This window comes from Pseudoalteromonas arctica (genome assembly GCF_012927645.1).
Taxonomy (GTDB): Bacteria; Pseudomonadota; Gammaproteobacteria; order Enterobacterales; family Alteromonadaceae; genus Pseudoalteromonas; species Pseudoalteromonas arctica_A.
Window position 1 is genome coordinate 13735 of record NZ_JABBMT010000034.1, and the last position, 22105, is coordinate 35839.

The 22105-nt window shown below is 40.3% G+C and carries 21 protein-coding genes; 17 read left to right on the plus strand and 4 right to left on the minus strand.

Going from position 1 to position 22105, the window contains the following annotated elements; translation table 11 throughout:
- Positions 1 to 62 precede the first annotated feature (62 nt).
- Together HHO47_RS16125 and rimI are read left to right on the plus strand one after the other, a co-directional pair.
- Positions 63 to 371, plus strand: coding sequence for a hypothetical protein (locus tag HHO47_RS16125; RefSeq protein WP_169021220.1), 309 nt, complete (start codon positions 63 to 65; stop codon positions 369 to 371).
- Positions 358 to 819, plus strand: a complete 462-nt coding sequence (rimI, locus tag HHO47_RS16130; RefSeq protein WP_211183752.1) for a ribosomal protein S18-alanine N-acetyltransferase — start codon at positions 358 to 360, stop codon at positions 817 to 819. The genes HHO47_RS16125 and rimI overlap by 14 nt, the downstream gene beginning before the upstream one ends.
- On the opposite strand, the gene HHO47_RS16135 is transcribed toward rimI, so the two are convergent.
- Complete coding sequence (locus HHO47_RS16135; RefSeq protein WP_169021221.1) at positions 805 to 3486, minus strand: hybrid sensor histidine kinase/response regulator; 2682 nt, start codon at positions 3484 to 3486, stop codon at positions 805 to 807. The two genes, rimI and HHO47_RS16135, sit on opposite strands and share 15 nt — an antisense overlap.
- Before the next feature lie 262 nt (positions 3487 to 3748).
- Between HHO47_RS16135 and prfC the strand changes: the two genes are divergently transcribed.
- The 4 genes from prfC to HHO47_RS16155 all read left to right on the plus strand — a co-directional run bounded on the left by prfC (position 3749) and on the right by HHO47_RS16155 (position 8784).
- Positions 3749 to 5332 carry a peptide chain release factor 3 gene (gene prfC / locus HHO47_RS16140; protein WP_169021222.1) on the plus strand — a complete coding sequence of 528 codons (1584 nt, stop codon included), beginning with the start codon at positions 3749 to 3751 and terminating at the stop codon, positions 5330 to 5332.
- Between the two features lie 55 nt (positions 5333 to 5387).
- The gene (gene argS, locus HHO47_RS16145) at positions 5388 to 7130 is read left to right on the plus strand and encodes an arginine--tRNA ligase (RefSeq protein WP_169021223.1); all 1743 of its coding nucleotides are present in this window, start codon (positions 5388 to 5390) and stop codon (positions 7128 to 7130) included.
- 235 nt (positions 7131 to 7365) lie between these two features.
- Positions 7366 to 8004 carry a pyridoxamine 5'-phosphate oxidase gene (pdxH, locus tag HHO47_RS16150; protein WP_169021224.1) on the plus strand — a complete coding sequence of 213 codons (639 nt, stop codon included), beginning with the start codon at positions 7366 to 7368 and terminating at the stop codon, positions 8002 to 8004.
- A 6-nt stretch (positions 8005 to 8010) separates the two neighbouring features.
- Positions 8011 to 8784: a TatD family hydrolase gene (locus HHO47_RS16155; RefSeq protein ID WP_169021225.1), complete on the plus strand. Its 774-nt coding sequence runs from the start codon at positions 8011 to 8013 to the stop codon at positions 8782 to 8784.
- On the opposite strand, the gene HHO47_RS16160 is transcribed toward HHO47_RS16155, so the two are convergent.
- Positions 8751 to 9371, minus strand: a complete 621-nt coding sequence (locus tag HHO47_RS16160) for an AhpA/YtjB family protein (RefSeq protein WP_169021226.1) — start codon at positions 9369 to 9371, stop codon at positions 8751 to 8753. The genes HHO47_RS16155 and HHO47_RS16160 overlap by 34 nt on opposite strands.
- Before the next feature lie 134 nt (positions 9372 to 9505).
- On the opposite strand from HHO47_RS16160, the gene serB reads away from it, so the two are divergent.
- Positions 9506 to 10519, plus strand: coding sequence for a phosphoserine phosphatase SerB (gene serB, locus HHO47_RS16165; protein ID WP_169021227.1), 1014 nt, complete (start codon positions 9506 to 9508; stop codon positions 10517 to 10519).
- Between the two features lie 5 nt (positions 10520 to 10524).
- On the opposite strand, the gene HHO47_RS16170 is transcribed toward serB, so the two are convergent.
- A complete protein-coding gene (locus tag HHO47_RS16170; protein WP_169021228.1) occupies positions 10525 to 13011 on the minus strand; it encodes a PilZ domain-containing protein in 2487 nt (828 codons plus the stop codon).
- A gap of 370 nt (positions 13012 to 13381) precedes the next feature.
- On the opposite strand from HHO47_RS16170, the gene radA reads away from it, so the two are divergent.
- Positions 13382 to 14767: a DNA repair protein RadA gene (gene radA / locus HHO47_RS16175; RefSeq protein ID WP_169021229.1), complete on the plus strand. Its 1386-nt coding sequence runs from the start codon at positions 13382 to 13384 to the stop codon at positions 14765 to 14767.
- 156 nt (positions 14768 to 14923) lie between these two features.
- Complete coding sequence (locus tag HHO47_RS16180; protein WP_169021230.1) at positions 14924 to 15856, plus strand: hypothetical protein; 933 nt, start codon at positions 14924 to 14926, stop codon at positions 15854 to 15856.
- A 222-nt stretch (positions 15857 to 16078) separates the two neighbouring features.
- On the opposite strand, the gene HHO47_RS16185 is transcribed toward HHO47_RS16180, so the two are convergent.
- On the minus strand, positions 16079 to 17041 hold the full coding sequence (locus HHO47_RS16185; RefSeq protein ID WP_169021231.1) for an integron integrase: 963 nt from the start codon (positions 17039 to 17041) through the stop codon (positions 16079 to 16081).
- A 233-nt stretch (positions 17042 to 17274) separates the two neighbouring features.
- Here HHO47_RS16185 and HHO47_RS16190 point away from each other — a divergent pair, with 233 nt between their 5' ends.
- From HHO47_RS16190 to HHO47_RS16225, 8 genes are all read left to right on the plus strand, one after another.
- Positions 17275 to 17772 (plus strand): GNAT family N-acetyltransferase, encoded by a 498-nt coding sequence (locus tag HHO47_RS16190; RefSeq protein ID WP_169021232.1) that lies wholly within the window; start codon positions 17275 to 17277, stop codon positions 17770 to 17772.
- 489 nt (positions 17773 to 18261) lie between these two features.
- Positions 18262 to 18648 (plus strand): hypothetical protein, encoded by a 387-nt coding sequence (locus tag HHO47_RS16195; protein ID WP_169021233.1) that lies wholly within the window; start codon positions 18262 to 18264, stop codon positions 18646 to 18648.
- A 2-nt stretch (positions 18649 to 18650) separates the two neighbouring features.
- On the plus strand, positions 18651 to 19091 hold the full coding sequence (locus HHO47_RS16200; protein WP_169021234.1) for a hypothetical protein: 441 nt from the start codon (positions 18651 to 18653) through the stop codon (positions 19089 to 19091).
- A 112-nt stretch (positions 19092 to 19203) separates the two neighbouring features.
- Complete coding sequence (locus HHO47_RS16205; protein ID WP_169021235.1) at positions 19204 to 19833, plus strand: EcsC family protein; 630 nt, start codon at positions 19204 to 19206, stop codon at positions 19831 to 19833.
- A gap of 107 nt (positions 19834 to 19940) precedes the next feature.
- A complete protein-coding gene (locus HHO47_RS16210; protein WP_169021236.1) occupies positions 19941 to 20189 on the plus strand; it encodes a hypothetical protein in 249 nt (82 codons plus the stop codon).
- A gap of 144 nt (positions 20190 to 20333) precedes the next feature.
- The gene (locus tag HHO47_RS16215) at positions 20334 to 20708 is read left to right on the plus strand and encodes a hypothetical protein (RefSeq protein WP_169021237.1); all 375 of its coding nucleotides are present in this window, start codon (positions 20334 to 20336) and stop codon (positions 20706 to 20708) included.
- Positions 20709 to 20951 carry a hypothetical protein gene (locus tag HHO47_RS16220; protein ID WP_169021238.1) on the plus strand — a complete coding sequence of 81 codons (243 nt, stop codon included), beginning with the start codon at positions 20709 to 20711 and terminating at the stop codon, positions 20949 to 20951.
- Positions 20952 to 21402: 451 nt separating this feature from the next.
- The gene (locus HHO47_RS16225) at positions 21403 to 21897 is read left to right on the plus strand and encodes a hypothetical protein (RefSeq protein ID WP_169021239.1); all 495 of its coding nucleotides are present in this window, start codon (positions 21403 to 21405) and stop codon (positions 21895 to 21897) included.
- Positions 21898 to 22105 lie beyond the last annotated feature (208 nt).

The following is a 22105-nucleotide window of genomic DNA, read 5'->3' on the forward strand; positions in this document are numbered from 1 at the left end:
CTTCTTTACATAGCCTTGATTACTTCTTATATTGTTCTAGTGTTTAAATCTACTGAGTTTTTATGCATCCACGATACGCAGCTATTTTTGGTATAGAAAACCTCGAACTAAATCAGCATTTCCAATTACAGCCTGTTGATGAACAACGTTCTGATGCTCCAAGTGCAGCGCCGCAGGTGAATATAGAGCTAAGTACAACGCTATTGGCAGATTTAAATCGCGCTATTGCCCCATTAATAATTAGCCAAGTAGTGCAAAGCAATAAGCTGGCATGGCATGATGGTCAATTGAGCTTACCAACCCAGCAGCTTAATGCTGATAATAAACGCGCGCTATGGACGCTGATGAGTACACACCTTGATAACCTTTGAATCTGTTACTGAATTATCCATTGATGCGCTGATGCGTGTTGAAAACGCGTGTCACACTCATCCGTGGACAATAAACACTATGCAATCATGTCTCGCTGGGCGTTACTTTAATTTAGCGGCGTTTAATGAGCAGCAAATTATTGGTTTTTATATCGGTGAAAAAGCAGGGCCTGACTTTACTTTAATGGACATCTGCGTAGCACCTGATTTTCAGGGGCAGGGGATTGCAAAACAATTGCTCGCAGCGTTTATTGAATACGGCGAAAAACACCACGCTGACAACTTATTTTTAGAAGTACGTGAAACCAATACTCGCGCCATCGCCTTGTATGAGCGGGCAGGCTTTAGTGAAATGTCGGTACGTAAAAATTACTACCCAAGTGATGACCCATCAAAAAAGGGTCATGAAGATGCTATTTTAATGGGTATGACATTACTTTTTGGTTAATGACTGTTCTTGTTGCAAGGTGTATTTTATCGCTTCAATTAAGCTCAGTGCTAAATAATCACGACGATTGTGATCACGGCCACGTAAATTGTCTTCAAGTGTAGCCGCCGCATGGTGAATATTACTAAAACCAAAACAACCAGCACTGCCTTTTAAACTATGGGCCAGCGCTCTGAGCTGTTCCCACTCACCATTATTGTATAGCTGTGTAACGTCGGTTAAATAACCCGGCAGTTTTAAGCGATAGTTGTCGTTGATCTGTTGAAATTTTTCGCTGTTTAGCAAGCTATCCCATTTATTTTGACTGTCTTTTTCAATATTTAAATAACTAACAAGTACACTTTCTAAGGCATCTTTATCGATAGGCTTAGCCAGTGCTTCGTCACAACCGGCTTGCAAATAGGTATTTACGTCATCTTTCATTACATTCGCGGTAAGTGCAATGATCGGCCCATTGAAGGCTGCATGGCGGAGCATCTGGGTGGCTTCTAAGCCGCCCATTACCGGCATTTGCATATCCATAATGATTAATTGATAGTCATTCACCAGCGCCATTTCAACAGCTTCTGCACCATTGTTGGCTATATCAGGCTCAAGCCCCCATGTTTGCAGTAATAACTTGATCAGTACTTGGTTGTCAGGGTTATCCTCGGCGACTAATATATTGGCATCAAAGCTATTTTCTGCAAATGAAAGCTGTAAGTCCTTGGTGGGAGTTAATTGACTTAACTCGGTCAGCATTGGCACTGTTTGTTGTTTATCAGCAGGTAAGTTACAGGCAATTTGCACGCAGAAACAACTTCCTTGGCCATGCGTGCTTGTTACATAAACATCACCACCGAGCAATTGCGCTAAATTTTTAGAGATACACAAGCCTAAGCCTGTGCCGCCAAAGCGTCGTGTTGTTGTTGTATCAGCTTGTTCAAAAGGTTTAAATACCCGTTCAACTTCTCGCTCTGACATACCAATCCCGCTATCCTTAATGGCAAATTCTATGAGTTGTAAATCACTGTTATAGGTAATATCTAACTCAATCAAACCTTGTTCGGTAAATTTCACTGCATTGCTGGCAATATTAATGAGAATTTGCTTTAAACGAGTGCTATCACTATTAATTATGCGCGGCAATGGTAAGTGAAAATTGATATTGCAATTGAGCCTTTTTTCTTGTGACAAGGGCCGAATGATTGAATCTATATCATGAACTAACTGCACAATATCTAACGGCTCCTTTTCAACGGCTAATTTCTCGGCTTCGATTTTCGACAAGTCTAAAATATTATTAATTAATTCAAGTAGATGCTTTGAATTACGTAATATAGTACTCAGATGCAAAGCATCACCGCTGGTTTTATTGCTGTGTAATAGTTGCTCGGTAAAGCCCATAATTGCGGTTAGTGGTGTACGAATTTCATGACTCATGTTAGCTAAAAAGCGGCTTTTTAACTGGTTCGCTTGCTCTGCTTGGGCAATGGCTACCTCGAGTTGGCTATTCATGGTTTCAAGTGCCTTGGTACGGCTTTCTACTTTATCTTCAAGGTGATGTTTATATTCTTCAAGTTCGTCTTGATAATGACGAATTTGGTTCACCATGTGGTTAAAATCATTAAATAATATCCCCACCTCATCATTATTATGGGCAGGCAAATATACCGACAAATCGCCGTCACCTACTCGATGGCTGGCTGCCCCAAGTAACTCAATTGGGTTAAGTAGTAAATTACGTACCACAATAAAAATCAGCATCGGCAAGGTGATCACTGAAATAATCACAATCAACGCGGTAATTAAACTGATAGCTTTACCTGATTGATAAAGCAAAGCTTTAGGAATGGTAGAGACATAATAATAACCGCCGCTCATTTGGATGGCGTAACTCATTCGTTCAACTTTATCTATGCTCGATAGCTCTATGGTTGAGAGCTTACTTAGGTTGGCTAAGTCGTGAATTTGTTGCAGCTCATATTCACTAATATATTGACCGCGCTTATCGTAGTCTGAACTAAATAATATTTTGCCATTGCTAGTCAGTAATAAATTTAACGTATTGTTATAGGGCGCTTCTAAAATGCTGGTGTTTAAAATTGACGGTTCAACGTGCACTACAATAAACCCTAGTTGTTGCGGGCGTTTTAGATAGTAATCAGCACTGTAAATACGTTGAATAAAATACAAACTGGTGGTGCCATCTTGTTTTTGCACCATAAACTGTTGTTGACGCAAGTTACTTTGTAAAACTTGTGAGAAAAATGGATAGCTGATTGGTGCGGTATTTAAATTACTAGAGTAATAGGCGTCACTTTGACCATCCGAAGAGACTAAGTTTACGCTAATAATATCAGGGTAAGCTTCTGAATAACTTGCAAATACATCCATTAGCGCGCCTAAGCGGCGAGTATAATTGCCGTTATCGCGTAAGTCATCGGCTAAAAAGTCACTTAGTACAGGGGAGGCTGAGAGTAATTTTGTGGTTGAGTGGAACGAATCAATGTAATGGAACATTTTTTGTTGTTGCTGTTCAACGAAACGGCTAACAATGATCTCGGCTTGCTTTTGCGTGGAGCTGGTTACGTTGGTGAGAGTAAAACCACCTAAAAACAGCAACGGTAAAATCACCAAAGGTGTGATATACCATAATAATCTTATACTTAGCTTACTGGTTTTCATACCCAAACAAAATATCCTCCATGCAATCTTCCAATAGTATGCGTTAGCGAAAAATTACACAAGTTTAGTGCGTTTACCGCAGTAAATGAGTTGAGCTGATTTGAAACCAAGTGATCAGCTAATTACTTGCAATCGTTGCTTTTTTGGCTAAGACAAACAAGGTATAATGTGAGTAATTCTATTTTATATTTACAGTGCGTAGCAAAGACCTGTGCTTAGGTTTATTTTTGGTTGCGCCTTGTTATGACTTAAAGCGGCTGACATGTCTAATTTATTAAACGAAATCAATACGCGACGCACGTTCGCTATCATCTCGCACCCCGATGCTGGTAAAACCACCATCACTGAAAAAGTACTGTTATTCGGACAAGCAATTCAAAAAGCCGGTACTGTTAAAGGCCGTGGTTCAAACCAGCACGCAAAATCAGACTGGATGGAAATGGAAAAAGAGCGTGGTATCTCAGTAACGACCTCTGTAATGCAGTTTCCATATAATAAAGCGCTAGTAAATTTACTGGATACCCCTGGGCATGAAGATTTCTCTGAAGATACTTATCGTACGCTTACCGCGGTAGATTCATGTTTGATGGTGATTGATGCGGCAAAAGGTGTGGAAGATCGTACCCGTAAATTAATGGAAGTAACGCGCTTACGTACCACGCCAATTGTGACATTTATGAATAAATGTGACCGTGATATACGTGACCCAATGGAGCTGTTAGACGAAGTTGAGACTGAACTTAACATCGCATGTGCACCAATTACTTGGCCTATCGGCTGCGGCAAAGAGTTTAAAGGTGTTTATCATATTCACCGTGGTGAAACCTTGTTATACAAAACCGGCCAAGGCCATACTATTCAGGAAGTGCGTAGTATTAAAGGGCTTGATAACCCAGAGCTTGATGAAGCGATTGGTGATGAGCTTGCTGAGCAATTACGTGAAGAGTTAGAACTTGTTATTGGTGCATCGCACGAATTTGATTTAGAGCTATTTTTAGCGGGTGAGTTATCGCCGGTATATTTTGGTACAGCGCTTGGTAACTTTGGTGTTGACCATGTGCTTGATGGCCTGACTGAGTGGGCACCAACGCCATTACCGCGTGAAACAGAAGACCGTACTGTTGTTGCAACAGAAGAAAATTTCACCGGGTTTGTATTTAAAATCCAAGCAAACATGGATCCAAAACACCGTGATCGTATTGCGTTTATGCGTATTGTGTCGGGTAAATACAGCCAGGGCATGAAAATGAACCATGTGCGGATAGGTAAACAAGTCAGTATTTCTGATGCGGTAACTTTTATGGCCGGCGACCGTGAGCGTGCAGCTGATGCCTATGCAGGCGATATTATTGGTTTACATAACCACGGTACAATTCAAATTGGTGATACCTTTACGCAAGGCGAAAAGCTTAAATTTAGTGGTATTCCGAACTTTGCGCCGGAGTTGTTCCGTCGTATTCGTTTGCGCGATCCACTAAAACAAAAGCAGTTATTAAAAGGCTTAGTACAGCTATCTGAAGAAGGTGCAGTACAAGTATTTAGACCGCTAATTAATAACGACTTAATTGTAGGCGCGGTTGGTATATTGCAGTTTGATGTGGTTGTAGCGCGTTTGAAAGCAGAATATAACGTAGATGCTCTATACGAAAGTGTAAATGTAAATACCGCACGTTGGGTGAGTTCGGATGACGTTAAAAAGTTTGAAGATTTTAAACGTAAGTGCGAAAGCAACTTAGCGCTTGATGGCGGCGATAACTTAACTTACATAGCGCCAAGTCGCGTAAATCTTAATTTATCAATAGAGCGTTACCCTGAAGTGACATTTAACCACACGCGTGAAAATTAGACTCAAATTTTAATTTTAAGCCCGCCAACGCGGGCTGGTAAAGGTAATAAATTACATGAATATTCGTACCCTACTAATTGAAAGAGCCATCGCAGCCATGACTGGCGCAGGCCTACCAGCAGATACTAACCCTGCGGTAACACAGAGTACTCGTGCACAATTTGGTGACTACCAAATTAATGGTGCAATGGGCGCTGCTAAAAAAATGAAAAGCAACCCGCGAGAGCTTGCACAGCAAATTATTAATCACTTAAATGTAAGTGATATCGCAGACAAAACAGAAATTGCTGGCCCTGGTTTTATCAATATCCACCTAAAACCTGAGTTTTTAGCGCACAGCTTAAAAGCGGCAAACCAAGATGCAAAACTGGCTGTTGCTGAGCATGCACAACCGCAAAAAGTAGTGGTTGATTACTCATCACCTAACCTTGCTAAAGAAATGCACGTAGGGCATTTACGTTCAACGATCATTGGTGACGCAGTAGTACGTGCACTGGAGTTTCGCGGCGACACGGTTATTCGTCAAAATCACATGGGCGATTGGGGCACACAATTTGGTATGCTGATTGCGCATTTAGAAGATCAAATCAGCCAAGGTGTTGATTTAGATTCTGTGGCACTGGCTGATCTAGAAACTTTCTACCGCGACGCTAAAAAGCGTTTTGATGATGAACAAGGCTTTGCCGATAAAGCTCGTGACTACGTAGTAAAACTGCAAGGTGGTGACGCGCACTGTGAAAAATTGTGGAAACTATTTATAGCTACTTCTGTAAAACATTCCGAAGAAGTATACAAACGCTTAAATGTAACACTTACGCCAGACGACATTATGGCTGAAAGTGCTTATAACAGTGAGCTGAACAATATCATTAAGCTCTTACAAGATAAAAATATTGCCGTTGAGTCACAAGGTGCACAGGTGGTTTTTTTGGATGAGCTGGCAAATAAAGATGGTGAGCCATCAGTGTTTATCGTGCAAAAGTCAGGTGGCGGTTTCTTATACGCAACCACCGATTTAGCTGCCTGTAATTACCGTTCAAACAAGTTAGGCGCAGCCCGCATTTTAATTTTTGTTGATGCGCGTCAAAGCTTACACTTCAGTCAAGTAGAGCTTACAGCCCGTAAAGCCGGTTTACTGCGCGATGAAACTAGCTACGAGTTTTGCCCATTTGGCACCATGATGGGTGAAGACGGCAAACCATTTAAAACCCGTACTGGTGGCACAGTAAAATTAGCCGATTTACTTGAAGAATCAATTGTTCGTGCAACCGCAAAACTTGCTGAGCGTGAATCTGATTTAAGCGACGCTGAGCGCAGTGAAATTGCCCGCAAAGTTGGTATTGGCGCAGTTAAATACGCTGATTTATCGAAAAACCGTACTAGTGATTATATTTTCAACTGGGACAGTATGCTTAGCTTTGAAGGCGCAACAGCACCTTACCTACAATATGCCTACACACGTGTACGCAGTATTTTCCGTAAATCAGGCATAGACGCAGCAAATTTAAACGCAGATGTCGCGATTGTTGAGCCGCAAGAAAAAACCCTAGCGCTTAAACTACTGCAATTAGAAGAAGTACTTGATCAAATGATCAGTGAGGCAACCCCACACGTATTGTGTAGTTACTTATACGAGCTTGCCAGCCTATACATGACCTTCTACGAAGCTTGCCCAGTACTTAAAGAAGGTGTAGAGCCAAGTGTACGTGACAGCCGGTTAGTGTTGTGTAATTTGGTGGCGGATACGCTGAAAACAGGATTGGATCTGTTAGGCATCGAAGTCATGGAGCAAATGTAATCTGCTGCGTGTAGTTCGCTTTAGCTGCGTTAATGAGTTTATTTAGCCTAAGTCACATACAAAATACGTATGCTCCTTGGCATAAATAAACTCACTGCCTTGCTAGCGCTCCTACACTTGCAGATAATTTTAAGTGCTAGGTGCTAGGTGCTAGGTGCTAGGTGCTAGGTGTAGCTTGACACTGAGCTGCAATTGTTTAATTTTACAGCTTACAGCTGATAAAGAAGGATTTGATATGAAACTCGAAGATATTCGTCGCGAGTACCTGCAAAATGGGTTAAGCGAAGATAATTTGCTTGATTGCCCATTTAAGCAATTTGAAAAATGGCTTGATAATGCTGTAACGGCTAATTTATCAGATCCAACGGCGATGGTGGTGGCAACGGTTGATGAAACCGGTCAGCCTTCACAACGTATTGTGTTGTTAAAGCATCTTGATGATAACGGGTTTGTGTTTTTTACCAATACCGGCTCACGTAAAGCACAAGAGCTTAAAGGCAATAACAAAATATCGCTGCACTTTCCGTGGCACACCATGGAACGCCAAGTAATTGTGTACGGTGAAGCTAAACCTTTACCAGCGTCAGCAGTTGCCAAGTACTTTTTATCACGCCCTAAAGAAAGTCAGTTAGCAGCATGGGCGTCAGCACAAAGCCGACCGGTTTCATCGCGTAAAGTGTTGATGGAAACTTTTGCTAATATGAAAAATAAATTTGCTAAGGGTGAAATTCCACTCCCTGATTTTTGGGGCGGCTATTGTGTAGTACCGACTAAAATTGAGTTTTGGCAAGGTGGTGCGCATCGTCTTCATGACCGTTTTATGTACCAGCGCCAAGCTGATAATAGTTGGCAAGTCACTCGTTTAAACCCATAACTTGTTATGACGTTTATTGATTCTCACTGCCACTTTGATTTTGCTGAATTTGATACCGAGCGCGTGCAACTTATGGTGCAATGTCAGCAGCTGGGAATTGAAACCTTAATCGTGCCAGGGGTTACCTTGGCACAATCTCATTCGTTAATTTCTTTTTCTCAACAATATTCTTGTGTACGTATTTGTATGGGGTTGCACCCTTATTTTATGGCAGAACATATTGATGATCATCTAGCTAAATTGAGTGAGCTTGCCTTACAATATCGTACACAGCTGGTGGCGATTGGTGAGTGTGGTATCGATCGTAGTATTGAAAATATCGAAAAACAAACTCAGATATTTGAGCATCATATCGACCTTGCTAATCAGCTTGAGTTACCATTGATAGTACATCATCGACAAAGCCATGATCTTATTGCACAGTCACTGAAACGCTGTAAGCCAAAATATGGTGGCGTTATACATGCTTTTTCAGGCTCATTACAACAAGCACAGTATTATATTAAACAGGGTTTTAAACTCGGGGTAGGCGGGGTGATCACTTATCAGCGAGCGCAAAAAACACGCTCCGTTGTTGCTCAAATAGCACCGCAGCACTTACTATTAGAAACAGATGCACCTGCAATGCCGTTAGCGGGGTTTCAGGGGCAAATAAATACGCCGTTACAGTTACCCTTGGTATTTGAGCAGCTATGTCAATTAAAGCAGATCACAACGCCTTACAAGGCGGGTTTTCAAAAGCAGCTTTATAATTCGTGCTCAGAACTTTTTCGAATATAACGGTTTACTTGCCAGCGTTTTAAACCACGCCCTAATTGCCAAGTAAAAATACAGGTGATCACGAGCATCAGTAATACTTGGCGGCCTAAGTCATGAAAGCTGCTATGACTGGTTGCCACTGCTGAGCGGGTCAAATAGGTTATTGCAACAAATCCCAGTGGGCGGTCGTCATCACTGATTATCGGTTCAACAAACGGGGTTTTAAGTTTACTAATACCTGGAGTGGAGTTGGGCAGCTTACCTAAAATATGGTGAGCTTGCCAATTATCGCTACTGGCGATAAGTATGCCTTGCTGATCGTAAATCGTTGCTGCCAGTACAAACTCATCTTTGCTTATGCTGTTACATAAGGCTGTTAATTCAGGTTTGTTTTTTTCAAGTAGCGGCGTTTTGGCATTGAGAGCCATAAAACGAGTTAAGCTTTTTGCTGTGCTGTCGGCACTATCATAAAGCAACTGGTGGCTTTGAAAACTACCATTAACAGCAACCCAAGTCAGCAATACAAAGCATGCCGCAGCAATACTTAATCGCACTAGACGTTGCCTAATAGATGCTGAAATAGGGTTTTTGAGATGGTTATTTTTCATAGTCACCGTTTACGCTGCTGACAGCTTTTGTTTTTGATGTTACAACTAAGCGTAACTATAACCTTAAATCCCCCTTGATGGCTAATTAACTGTTATTTTACAGGGGAGACATTAGTATCATTTTTGGAGTTATTATGACATTGGAGCGCTTTGCGAGCCTTTCATCAGAGCAGTTATCGGCACAGCTGTCGTTAGGTAATTGGTATCACTATCAAGATACTTTCTTAGTACCCACAAACTTATCAATTGATCCGCAAGGAATGTTTAGCATTGCTTTTTCTGGGGATTTTAGTGGCCAACAACTAGCTAATATAATTAACTTTTTAGCTCAGCAGCAGTTTATAGTCAGCGCATTTTGTCGTTATCAACCAGAGCCAAAATTAAGCCCCGCACTGTGTTTTTACAGCGAGGCACCCAGTTCAATCATTAATCCTTTGGTACTGAATGAATTTGCCCATCCATTGGGATTTCAGCTTGTACAAGTTAACCAGCCACCGCGCCTGACTAACCCAGGCCTATTGGTAATGGATATGGACTCAACCGCGATTACCATTGAATGTATTGACGAAATCGCAAGGCTTGCTGATGTCTATGGTGATGTCGCTGCGGTAACTGCGCAAGCGATGGCTGGTAAGTTAGATTTTAGTGAAAGCTTACATCAACGAGTCGCTAAACTTGCGGGGATTGAGCAAAGCTTAATTGATGAACTAAAAAATAGCTTACCATTAATGCCAGGGATCAAAGCGTTATGCCAAGTGCTGAAGCAACATAATTGGTATTTAGCCATTGCCTCAGGTGGCTTTGTACCGTTTGCTGAACAAGTGCAAAAACTGCTTGAACTAGATGAAGTACATGCCAATATGTTGGAATTTAAAGATAATAAGTTAACAGGTAAAGTGCTAGGCACAATTGTTGATGCGCAGCAAAAGGCCGTGGTGTTGAGTCAATTACAGCAACGATTAAATTTACCTACACAGCAAACAGTGGCGATTGGTGATGGTGCGAATGATTTAACCATGATGGCTGCGGCAGGACTCGGTGTTGCAGTGCACGGTAAACCTAAAGTTGTTGAACAAGCCCAAGCTGCAATTTGTCAGGGCTCGCTATTACAATTGTTATACTTACTAACTATTCCTGTTATTAAGTAACGGAGTTAAGTAAGGCGTTTAAGCCAAATCTGTTTGCGCTTATTCATTTGTTCTACCAGCTCTGCGGTAAAGTCCAAATGACTAAGCGTTTCATCTGTTATATCAACCATGTCACCAACACCAGTGACGGCCCACAGTGCCTCTTCAAGATCTTTTGCTTTGTGCAATGCATATTGACTTACGTATTTAAGCTCGTTAGCTAAGTAATCAGTATCGGGGCGGCCTGTGCGTGAAATATAAATACGCATTATAAAGAGTAACTCAGATTTGAGGCCTTTCTTTAAAAAGAGCAACAGTGGGGCATAATCATCACTAGCACTGCACTTGCTTTTTATGGCGTCTTCAATGGTTGATTTTTTAGGATCAAAACGAATAAATAAAGTGAAAGGTAACGGTGGATCTTGACGGCTACGATCTTTTATAAGCGGTGTGATCACGTCATTGAGCTGCTCTGGCGATAAAAAAGCATCAATGCTGGTAGTATTATTAAGCAAGCCATAGTTTTGCAAAATGATATGCAATGGGCTCGGGTACAAGCCTTGACCAATTGCACCAGTTTTAAAATGTGCTGCTTCTTTATGTAAATAAAATGGAAATTGGCAAACACTTTTAGTGACCATATTGCGCAGCGCTGTCGATAAGCCTGGCACTTTTGGCGCTTCTTCAGATACTTTTAATTTATCTTTGTTATTTTCAATTAACAGCGTAAAAAACTTTACCCCCTCGTGTGGGTTATCAGCAATACGCGAGGCTTTTAAGTTGATAGTGGTGAACGATTTACTAACCGCCATCACTTCGTACTTTAAGTTACTCAGCGTGTGCTTCTTGGTTATTTTTTGCAGCTCAGGCAAGCTTAATTCAACAATTTCGCCTTTTTGAAAAGTAACCGGTTGGTCGCATTCAATTTGCAAACCCATCACCGAAAAATCACGGCTATGAGCGGTATGTGTTTGTTCATCGTGAGTGGTTAATACTACATCGGTTTTATACAAATAGCGTTTGTGAGAGCGCAGATTTACATACTCTAAATCAACGGTTTCAAGCTTTGGTGGGGTTTTATGTTTACCGTGACCAAAGCGCTTGAGCTGATTAACTATACTTTTATCGTAACTAAAGCTTTGGTAATGGGCTTGTTCAACGTCTGTTCCTACCGCAGTTAAAATCACGAGGTATTTAACGTCTTTGAGCATTCCTTGTACGCGAGGAGTTGGTGGCTTGTTCAATTTTTCAATATCTTTGCCTGCGGTATTTGGCAAGCTCAACGGAATATATGAATCTTCAGGATGACTTGGCATTAACTGTACTTTAAAGCATTGCCAGCTTTCTTTTTGACTACCAAAACCAAAAAATAACGCGCTTAATTGCGGCTCTGCAGTTAATTCAGTACGTGTTGCTGAGTAATAATATACTTTACCAGCAACTACATGGGTAAAGGTATATAAATACTCTTCTTTAACTGGGGCTGGGTTACTCAATAACTGAGCTAAGCGTCGCTGATTTAAAATGGTGTATAAACATGACAGCTTTCGCTCATCACAAAAATAACGCTGAATAAAGATATTGTTTTCAGTGGTCAGCACTAAACTTGGGTAGAGCTTATCGTTTTGCAAACTAAAAAAAGTAAATAACGAGGTAACACGGGGAATATAATACTGCTCATAGCCTTTTGATACGACGGCATCTAAGGTGTTATCTAAATTTACCTTATAACGACGCTTATTGCCGTGAATAAAGCTTTCTAAAAACTCATCAAATTTTTCGTTGTTTTCTATAAAAGTACGTTTTAAGCGAATGTGATTAAATTCCAAAGAGGTTTTCTCAACAGCAACAACTTCATATTGAATACCGTTTTTTAAACCCAATTCAAAATCTTGCTCAAGACCCACTAAGCGCAGTCCTAATCGCTGCCCTTTTTTCACTTGATAGCGCGGTGAGAGCTTTATTTTTGCGCCACTTAAAGAGATATCTGAAGTGGTTGCCGCAATGGTGTTGTCTTGGCTGAGTTCGACAGTAATTTTGATTGAATAGTTCATCCGTTCTTCACGGCGACTTTCATAAGAGGCAAACTTAATAACTTGGCAATCTAATTTTTGTTCATTCTGTAATTCAGGTTGTTGTGCTTGTTCAGCCGCTTTTTTTTGCATTACGCGATGGTTATTATCGGTGCTCATTACTGCTTCGTAAACAGCAAGGGTATAACCACCATGACGTTCTATGGCTTGTTCAAATACCGCAATGGCGGTTTCATCCATAAAGTGTTGTTTGCCTTCATACTCATAAGGTCTAACTTGGCCTGTTACTTGGCCGCGTAAATCAATAAAGCGGGCGATAGGTTGTGACAAGCGCGACATTTCCATCTTGATCAAGAACTGCTCAGGTTTTGTTAACCCCGTAGTCATTGATTTAAAGATCGTATCAAATTTGGCATTGCCTAAATATGATTTAAGCTCGTCAACTAAACTTTCATATTTAAGTAGAGTGTCCTCAGTCATTTATAAAACCATCGCCGTCTATTCTAAAAAGTTGGTATACTGCACATGTATTCTCACACTCACTTGGTTGCTGATTTGCAGCATGTACGGTGTAATGAGTTACCATCTTTAATTTTTATTATTATGAGATAGCCAAATAAATGGCTCATTACTTTAGTTTATTAATCAAAAAAGCCCAAGCGCAAAAGATTAAGCAAAAAGTATGCCCTAAAGTAAAAGTGATCAACCTTGCTTTTTATATCTCTCGATTGTGGCGTTGAATTACCTGATTGGCAAGGCCAATATTCAGGCTCCATAACGCAACAATAAATTAAAGATCTTCCTAGTATGGACATAAATGATTTCAAAATGACGAAGGTAGGTAAAGTTAATGGCAAAAGCGGCAAAGATAGAGTTTGTTTGCACCGAATGCGGAATGAACTACCAACGCTGGCAAGGACAGTGTCGCTGCGGCGCGTGGAATACCTTAGCCGAATTTAAGTCCTCAGCAGGGCAATCTAAAAAAGCAGCAACGCGCAGCGTTGTTGGCGGCTATGCTGGTGGCGTTGGCGCAGGCTCGAAAAAAATTAATGACATCGCAACCACCGAAGCCGAAAAGCAACTAACCGGTATTGGTGAACTTGATAGAGTATTATCAGGTGGCGTGACCACAGGTTCCGTGAATATTATTTCTGGCGATCCCGGAGCGGGTAAAACCACTTTATTATCGGATTTAGTCGCGCGTATGTCACAGCGTATGCCATCACTTTACTGCACCGCAGAAGAGTCGTTATCGCAATTTAAAAACCGTGTTAATCGCTTAAAACTAGATTACAACCCAGACGAACTATATTTGTTATCAGAAACCAGTGTTGAAACCATTATCGAAGAGCTTGACAAAAATAACATCAAGTTTGCAGTAATCGATTCTATTCAAGCAGTTGTTACTGATACCGCAAACGGCAGCCCAGGCTCACCATCACAAGTTAAAAGTGCCGCGCAAGCGCTTACACAGTACTGTAAACAAAACGACGTCACAATGTTTATCATTGCCCACGTAAATAAAAATAATGAAATAGCGGGGCCGCAAACTTTAGTGCATATTGTTGATGCGTTATTACATATCGACACTAACGATGGGCAAATACGTACCTTACGCGCCAATAAAAACCGCTTTGGTGACATTGATACGGTGGGCATTTTTAGAATGTGCGAACGCGGTATGCTAAGTGTTGATAATCCCAGTGAAATATTCTTATCTGGATCAAGTACCGACTCACCCGGTTCAACCATCACTTGCATTCGAAAGGGTAACCGCAACTTGTTGCTCGAAATACAATGTTTAACCACAGAGACTGAGGCAGAGTTTCCACAGCGAGTGTGCGTAGGTTTAAATATGAACCGAATAAAAATGCTCACTGGTATTTTACGCAAGCACACTAAAACCAAAATTTTTCATGATACGTTTTTTAATATTGTTGGCGGGCTCAGAATTGATGAAACCGAAACCTGCATCGATTTAGCCTTAGTGACCGCCTTACTCAGTAGCTTAAATGAATTTGTGGTGCCACGAACTACCTGTATCATGGGCGAGCTGAGTTTAAACGGTGATGTACGGCCAATCGACAGTGGTGTGCCACGAGTTAAAGAAGCTGCCCAACATGGTTTTACCGAAATTTTTATTCCATTTCGTAATTACCACAAATCAATGGAAGGGTTAGGCGCTAAAATAACCCCAGTTAAAACAGTGCATGAACTGCTAAGTTTAATTAATTAGCCATGCTCAAAAAGTGCAATCAACTTGCACTCACTTATGCTAAGCCTTATCAAAGGTATTATTGAATGATACGCTTAGTAAAACTTTAAGTATAAAGCCGTTAGAGTCCTAGCTAAATAACAACGGTGATAATAGAAATCGTAATAAGGAAATAGAATGAAAAAACTCGCAATTGTTGCTGTTGTTGTCGCTGCGGCTATCGGTGGTGTTAGCTATGCAAATCATGCACTGACTCAAGAAGTTAAAGTAGAAGTTGATCGTCAGCTTGCATTAATGAGCCAGCAAATGGGTGTAACAGCCAGTTATGAAGATATTTCAGCCAGCGTGCTTGGACAAAGTGTTGAAATATCAAATATGCAAATAACTGGTTTTGATCAGCAGCCGGTTGCTAATATTGCAAGCATTGAAGTGGCGGGATACGAAGTAGATAAAATTGCTCCTCGTACTGAGTTGAGCATAAAAAACTTTACCTTCAGTGAGCATTTTTTAGCGCAGTTACCACCAGACGCTAACAATAAACTCGCTGCTGCTAGTTATGATCTACACACATTGATGAATTATGATGAAAAATCAGGCAATAGTGATATCGACTTTGCGCTTAATGCTAAAAATATTGTAGGCCTTAATTTTAACCTCGGTCTAGCAAAATCAACCGCACTGATGAATGCGTCATTAGCGCTGAGCAAAATGCAGCAACAACTAGGTAGTCAACAGCCGACTTTAGAGCAGCAATTACAGCAACAAACCTTACTAATGGAAGCGCTTGCAGAGCTTGAACCACGCAGCATCGAAATAGCCCTCAATAACGAAGGTGAATTTAAAGCACTCGTTGAACAAACGCTTGAAAAGCAAGGTATGACGCTGGAGCAAATGCAGCAAATGGTCAACATGCAGCTACAACAAGCGCCAGTCAGCGAAGTGCTAAGTGAAGCGATTAAAAACTTCACGCAAGGATTAAGCTCATTAACCGTGTCAGCAAGCTTGCCAGAAGGGCAAACCATGACCGAAATTAACCAACAGATCTTCACCCTAATGGGACAACCAGAAGAGCTGGCAGAGTTTATAAACTTAAAAGCGAAGGGCGACTAATAGCTATCAGTCGTAAGCTGTCAGTTTAAGACAGAGATAGTTTTGAGTCATTTTAAAGCGCGAATTAATCTCGCGCTTTTTTTGTTTGCTTGAGTGACTAGGTTTTAGGCGCTAGGCACTAGGGAAACCTAGAGCAGGCCAGCGTTAAATTTAGCGTTGTATACTGTGCTCGAGAGCAACAAAATCGAATGGTGAGAGAATAAAAGAGAAAGGTAAAGGTAATTATAATCTTGAAAAGGGGCTCACCACGCCATCGGCACCTTGCTGCAAAACATGTGTATATATTTGTGTTGTTCTCACGTCGCTATGGCCTAATTGCGACTGAACCGTTCGAATATCAGCGCCACTTTGTAGTAGGTGTGTTGCAAATGAATGGCGTAAGGTATGCGGTGTTACCTGCTTATTAATTTGTGCATCAAAAGCTGCTTTTTTAACCGCACGCTGCAATTGTTTTTCATCTATATGATGCCTTCTCAACTGTTTACTTTCAGGGTCAATACTTAGCTTATAAGACGGAAATAAATATTGCCACCCTAGCTGCTTGTTATGACTTGGATATTTTTTACGTAATAAGTGGGGCATGTAAGCGCCACTGTATAGAGAGTTTTTAAGATCAAGCTGTAAATAACTATTTACTAATTGTATTTGTACGCGCAGTTGAGGAATTAGCTCTATCGCGAGTGTTACAATACGATTTTTGCCTCCTTTACCATCCCAAATACGGATGCAGTTATAGTCAAAATCAATATCCTGTACCCGTAACCGTAGTGCTTCCATTAACCGCATACCGCTGCCGTAAAGTAGCGCACACGCTAAATAGTGCTTTGCAATGCAGTGTTTAAATAGTGCTGTTACTTCGGTTTGCGTAAGCACCACGGGTAATTTTCTTGGGCGTTCACTTTTTACAAAATTTAATGATAACGACAGAGGGGTCTTAATCACCTCTTTATATAGAAAACTAAGCGCATTCAACGCCTGAGCTTGTGTGCCTTGAGCAACATTTTGAGTATTTACTAAATGGTTTAAATATAATTCGACTTCCGTATCCCCCATAGAACTTGGATGTTGCATATTATTAAAGCGAATATAGGCAGTTATCCAAAAAAGATAAGCCTCAATGGTACTCTTAGCATAACGCTTGCTATACATATGATCTTGAATCATGTTTAGAAAAAGAGATTTCATAAATAATATTCAACTTTAAAACTGTACTGTATATATAGACAGTTGTTTGTGTTTTGTCCAATAACATTATTAAAAGTTGTTTTGGTGTATTTTAACCACGGTAATTTTATAACATACGTAATTTCCTGTTTACATTGGGGTTGTTTAGTGGAATTATGGAGCTATGTAATATACGCCGTTTTGGGGTGTTATAATCCCCCAAAGTGGTGTTCAATAAGCTGTTAGGCATTCATATGAGTATCGAAATTCGTAAAGCAGATTTTGATGATTTCTCAGCATTTAAAATGTTGTGGCAATTTTATCAATATCACCAAAGTTCATTCTCCCTTGAAGATATCGATGAAAAAGGTAAATTTGGTATTGATGAAAGTTATCTTGAGGAAGTACTAAAAGGCCAAGATGATTGTGATGCTTACATGATTACAAATGAGCAATCAATTGTTGGGTTTGTAACCGTTGAACCTACCGATATCTTAGGAAAAGAAATGCCTGAACTTTCGGACATTTTCATTTTACCAAAATATAGAGGTCAAGGCATTGCGCAGTATGCAATCAAAAAGTTAATGCATATCCAAGAGCACAAAGAATGGCACGTTTCAGTTTACCTTGATGATGAAAGTGCTTTAAGTTTTTGGCAAAAGCATTTTAAAAGTTTAAATTACTCAAACGTAAAGCAGGTAAAAACTCCTGACTCTCAAGAGTTTCATGAGTTTGTTGTGCAAAATGCCTAACAAGGCATTAAAGTCGGACTTGTAACAGTTTGCTCGGTTCCGCTTCGCTTCACATTTTAGCAAACTATTACAAGCCGCTTAATGTGGCGTTATGTTACTAAAGGAAAGTTTTGGAATTTTTAGTTTTAATATTCTTCGGTCTCGCTGGAATCATAATATTACTCACTCCAGTTAGGGCTCTTCTGAATATTGACTATGGCATCGGAAAAATTCGCTTTAAGCGCGCCAAAACAGAAAAACTTGGACTTCAAAGTGCGCGAAAGTTTTATAATCAGATTGGTATGTCATTCATTTTCGTTTCTATTGTTGGCTTGCTTATACTGTACGTTATTAGCTAGTCGTAACATAACAAACCAAGGCAGCGGGACACTAACACGTAGGCTCCCGTCACTTCGTTCCGTATTATAGCCTACGTGTTATTGCCCCTGCTTGGGGCGTTATGTACCCTAAAAAATTAAGCCTGCATGTGGCGATAAACTTGAGTTTAAAATGATAAAAGAATCAAAATTAAAAAAGTACGTTGAACTCTTTACCCGTAAAATAGCTACTTATTTATCCCAAGACATAAACATAAAAACAGTTATTCATCCTGTTGAAGATGAAGGTGCAGTTTTTGAGTTTTTCTTAGGGTTAAACAACGAAGAGACAATCGAGTTCGCTCCCGTTCAAAAAACTGTAGGGCATGCTTTACTGAGTATTCCACAAAACATGATTAGCGGAACACCTGAGGGGATCAAATTTGGTGGTACTAACCTCTACTTGGAAAATAATAGAGTAGTTGTAATTAAAGGTGATGACACTAATGAAGAATGGTCAGGAACAGCAATTGAAAAAGATGTTACTCGGGTAGTAACATCTTCACAAGGGGCGAAGTAATTATGCCTCTTCAAGGAAAAGATATAGAAGGCATTCATAAACTAGCAGACTCTATACGGGTAATTGAAGGTTTTACTGAGAACCATGGGTTTGATGGTTCTCTACTTAACGTAAAGGTTTCCTCAGGTAAGCCAACTCCGATAGAAATTAAAAAATTTGATTTACAGTTAGGCGGTTTTTTTATTGCTGCGCTATTAGCTTTAGCTGCTGTTGGTTGTAACGTTTATTACGATGTTACCCCCAAAGTGTCAACGTTATTACTTCTATTAGGTATTATAAGCTCTGGTTTTGCTGTCATGGCTGCACATTTAAAATTTAAAAACACTGGGGCAACAACAATTATTACTTGTTTTCTCTTAGCTGTATTGGTTATCGGATTTGAAATATATACGCCTCGTGAAGTAGCAGACAAAGCCGCTGAAAAATTGGCTCCGGGTACATAACAAGCTGTTAAACAAGGACAAAAAACAGTTGGTTTTGCTCCTTCGTCGCTAATTTTAACCAACTATTTTTTTCCTGTTAACAGGGCGTTAGGCTTTCAAAGAGGTGCGGAGCATGAGTAAGGAAATAACCCAGAGCAAGATCATGTCAGCTTTGGATTGGGGGTATGAGAAGGCCGTAAACGGAGTTCCAGGGCTGGATTCGGCCCAAGAGCTTGCCGAGAGCTATATGCGGAAAGGAAATTGCAAGATAGAGCAGGCAAACTCCTTGATTCGCTGGCAAAATACAAAAGCAGGAACTTCTGGATTTTTGTCAGGTTTAGGTGGAATTATCACTATGCCTGTGACGCTGCCAGCGAATATAACAAGCGTTCTTTATGTGCAAATCAGAATGATTGCTGCCATTGCTCATATGGGTGGCCATGACGTGCAAGATGACCAAGTGAAATCAATGGTTTATGTATGTCTTACGGGGAATTCGGCAAAAGATATTATGAAGGGAGCTGGCATTGCCATTGGAACGAAGCTCACAACGAATGCGATCAAATCAATTTCCGGTAAAACAATCACCGCCATCAATCAAAAAATTGGATTCAGGCTTGTCACCAAATTTGGAGAAAAAGGCGTTATTAACCTCGGCAAGGCAGTTCCTTTGGTTGGAGGTCTAATTGGCGGCAGCTTCGACTCAATCACAACAAATACGATTGGAAACGTGGCAAGAGATACTTTTATTGTCTTGGATTAGCGAGCATAGCCTAACAATCGCAGGCACGGCGACGGCTTTTCCGTTGCGGCTTCGCCTCCACTACAAATCCGCGCGTGCTGCGGGCGTTATGTTTACAAGGAGGTTTTATGGAAGCACCATGGAACGGTGAAAAAGTTAATTTATTTATTCGCTCTTTAGCAATATTATTTATCATTTGCGCACTTATTGCGTTTAGTGGTTTTCTGTTTGCGTTATTTGAGAGTGGTGAAATTACACTCAATAACCTAGGTTTTAGGTCTGTATTCGGTATATTATCAGCTCCGTATTGCTTCTTATTGTTTTTAAAAGTTGCGGTAACAGGCTATGCGCCAAAATCATGGATTCCATGGAAGTAGTGTAAACATAACAAGGGTTTTCAAGACGGACAAATTACAGTTGGCTTTTTGTTCGTGCCTCACTTATTTTAGCCAACTGCAATTTGCCGCTTAAAACGGCGTTATAGCTATAAATCAACCATTCGTATTCAATAAGGATATTTTATGAAATTAGAAGACTTATATTTTGCACCAGAAGATCTATTTAGACTAGGCAACTCCACAGGGCCTCGACTAACAAATGTTAGACGTCCAAAAGATGTAGATACAACAGATATAAACGGTATTTGTGTTGTTATCGCAAATGGGAAAGGCATTTCATTATCAACCAAAAGCCGCCTTGACAAAACGCCTATGTCAGGCTGGGTTTGGAAAATCAGCAAAGGCATACAAATGCCGGTAGGGTTAAAGCTAATTAACGATCGTCCAGGACATTATGCTGTGTGTCCAACTTCAAATATGCCATTAGATGAATTTATTGGTTTGCTATCAAAACTGGCACTAAAATGTCAGAAAGTATTTAAAAAAGAGGTTGTATAAATGACTGTAATTCGTGAGCTTAATGTAAATCTTAATGATTGGGAAACTAGGTATATTCTAGAATCCTTATCTAAGGAGATGGCACATTTAAAAGCTATAAATGCAACATCAGAAGACGAAGATGAAGCTGCAGATGCGGGAAATGATTTTATTGAGGTATCAGGTTTGTATGATCAAATGTCATCAAATGCTGTAGAAGTATTTGGGAAGCAAATACTAGATTTTAGTAAAGGCGAAATATAGCTATAACAAGTTGCTTAAACGGACAAATAACAGTTTGCTCGCGCTTCGCGCAGTGTAGCAAACGTGTTATTTGCCCATTAGCAAAGCGTTAGATGCTCCGCAATTTATGGTTTATCTTTTTTGTGGTTTGGTGAAAATAAGCAAGTTTAAAGTGCGTTGAGAATTTGGTGCAAACTTTGTCAATTTACTTTTTATAAATACAAATTCTGACTCAGCTTTTAAAATTGTTTTTGGGTTTTGTATTTTTGGTTTCTAAAGTAAACTTATTTAAATTATTGCCTTCTTGGTACAGAAAACTTCAATCATGTTTGGTGGTTGTAAGTCGCTTCTAACAAGCCAATAAAGCAGGACTGCTAACAGTTTGCCCGGTTCCGCTTCGCTTCACATTATGGCAAACTATTATCAGCCTCTTATTGGGGCGTTAGTTTGCTAAGGAAAGCTCGGTGCATATATGAAGTTTCGTGATATAAAAAAATCAGCCATAATTTGTGCCATTTTCGGTGTTGGTTTACTGGTATTATTCTCAGTTAGCGGCAAAGTCCCTAGTCGTGAAAAATTGACCAAGATAGAGGGCAATATTGATTGGGTGAAAGCAACTGGAAAGCACGGAGATACACTTCGATTTAAATTCCAAGAAGATGATACCCATCTTGTTTACCATTCAATTGGCGGACAAACGAGCAAAACTCATAGTGCCTTGGCTAAAAGAGGAGCGCACATAAGTGTTCTCTATGATCAAACTGATTCACACTCGCCACCATTTGATGAAAATGAATATCATACTATCTATGAATTAGTGCAAGATGGGAACATTGTAAGAAGCCATGATGTTATGGTAGAAAAATATGCTGCAAATAGTAGGTTAGCTGGCTGGATGGGACTCGGTAGTTTAATATTTTCTGCGGGGTTGTTTCTAGCTTACAACAGGAAGAAAAATGCAAACTAACAAGCTAATAAATAAGGACAAAAAACAGTTGGCTGTTTTCGTTCCTCAACATTTTAGCCAACAATTTTTTGCCCATTATTAGGGCTACATGGACTCCCCTTTGTCAAGCAATAGCACTTCCAACAACAAGAAGATCTGACAGCAGCTCTACATTCGGCGTTTATTAGCTTTGCTACGCTATCGCCCTGATGATTTGCGCTTGAGTAAT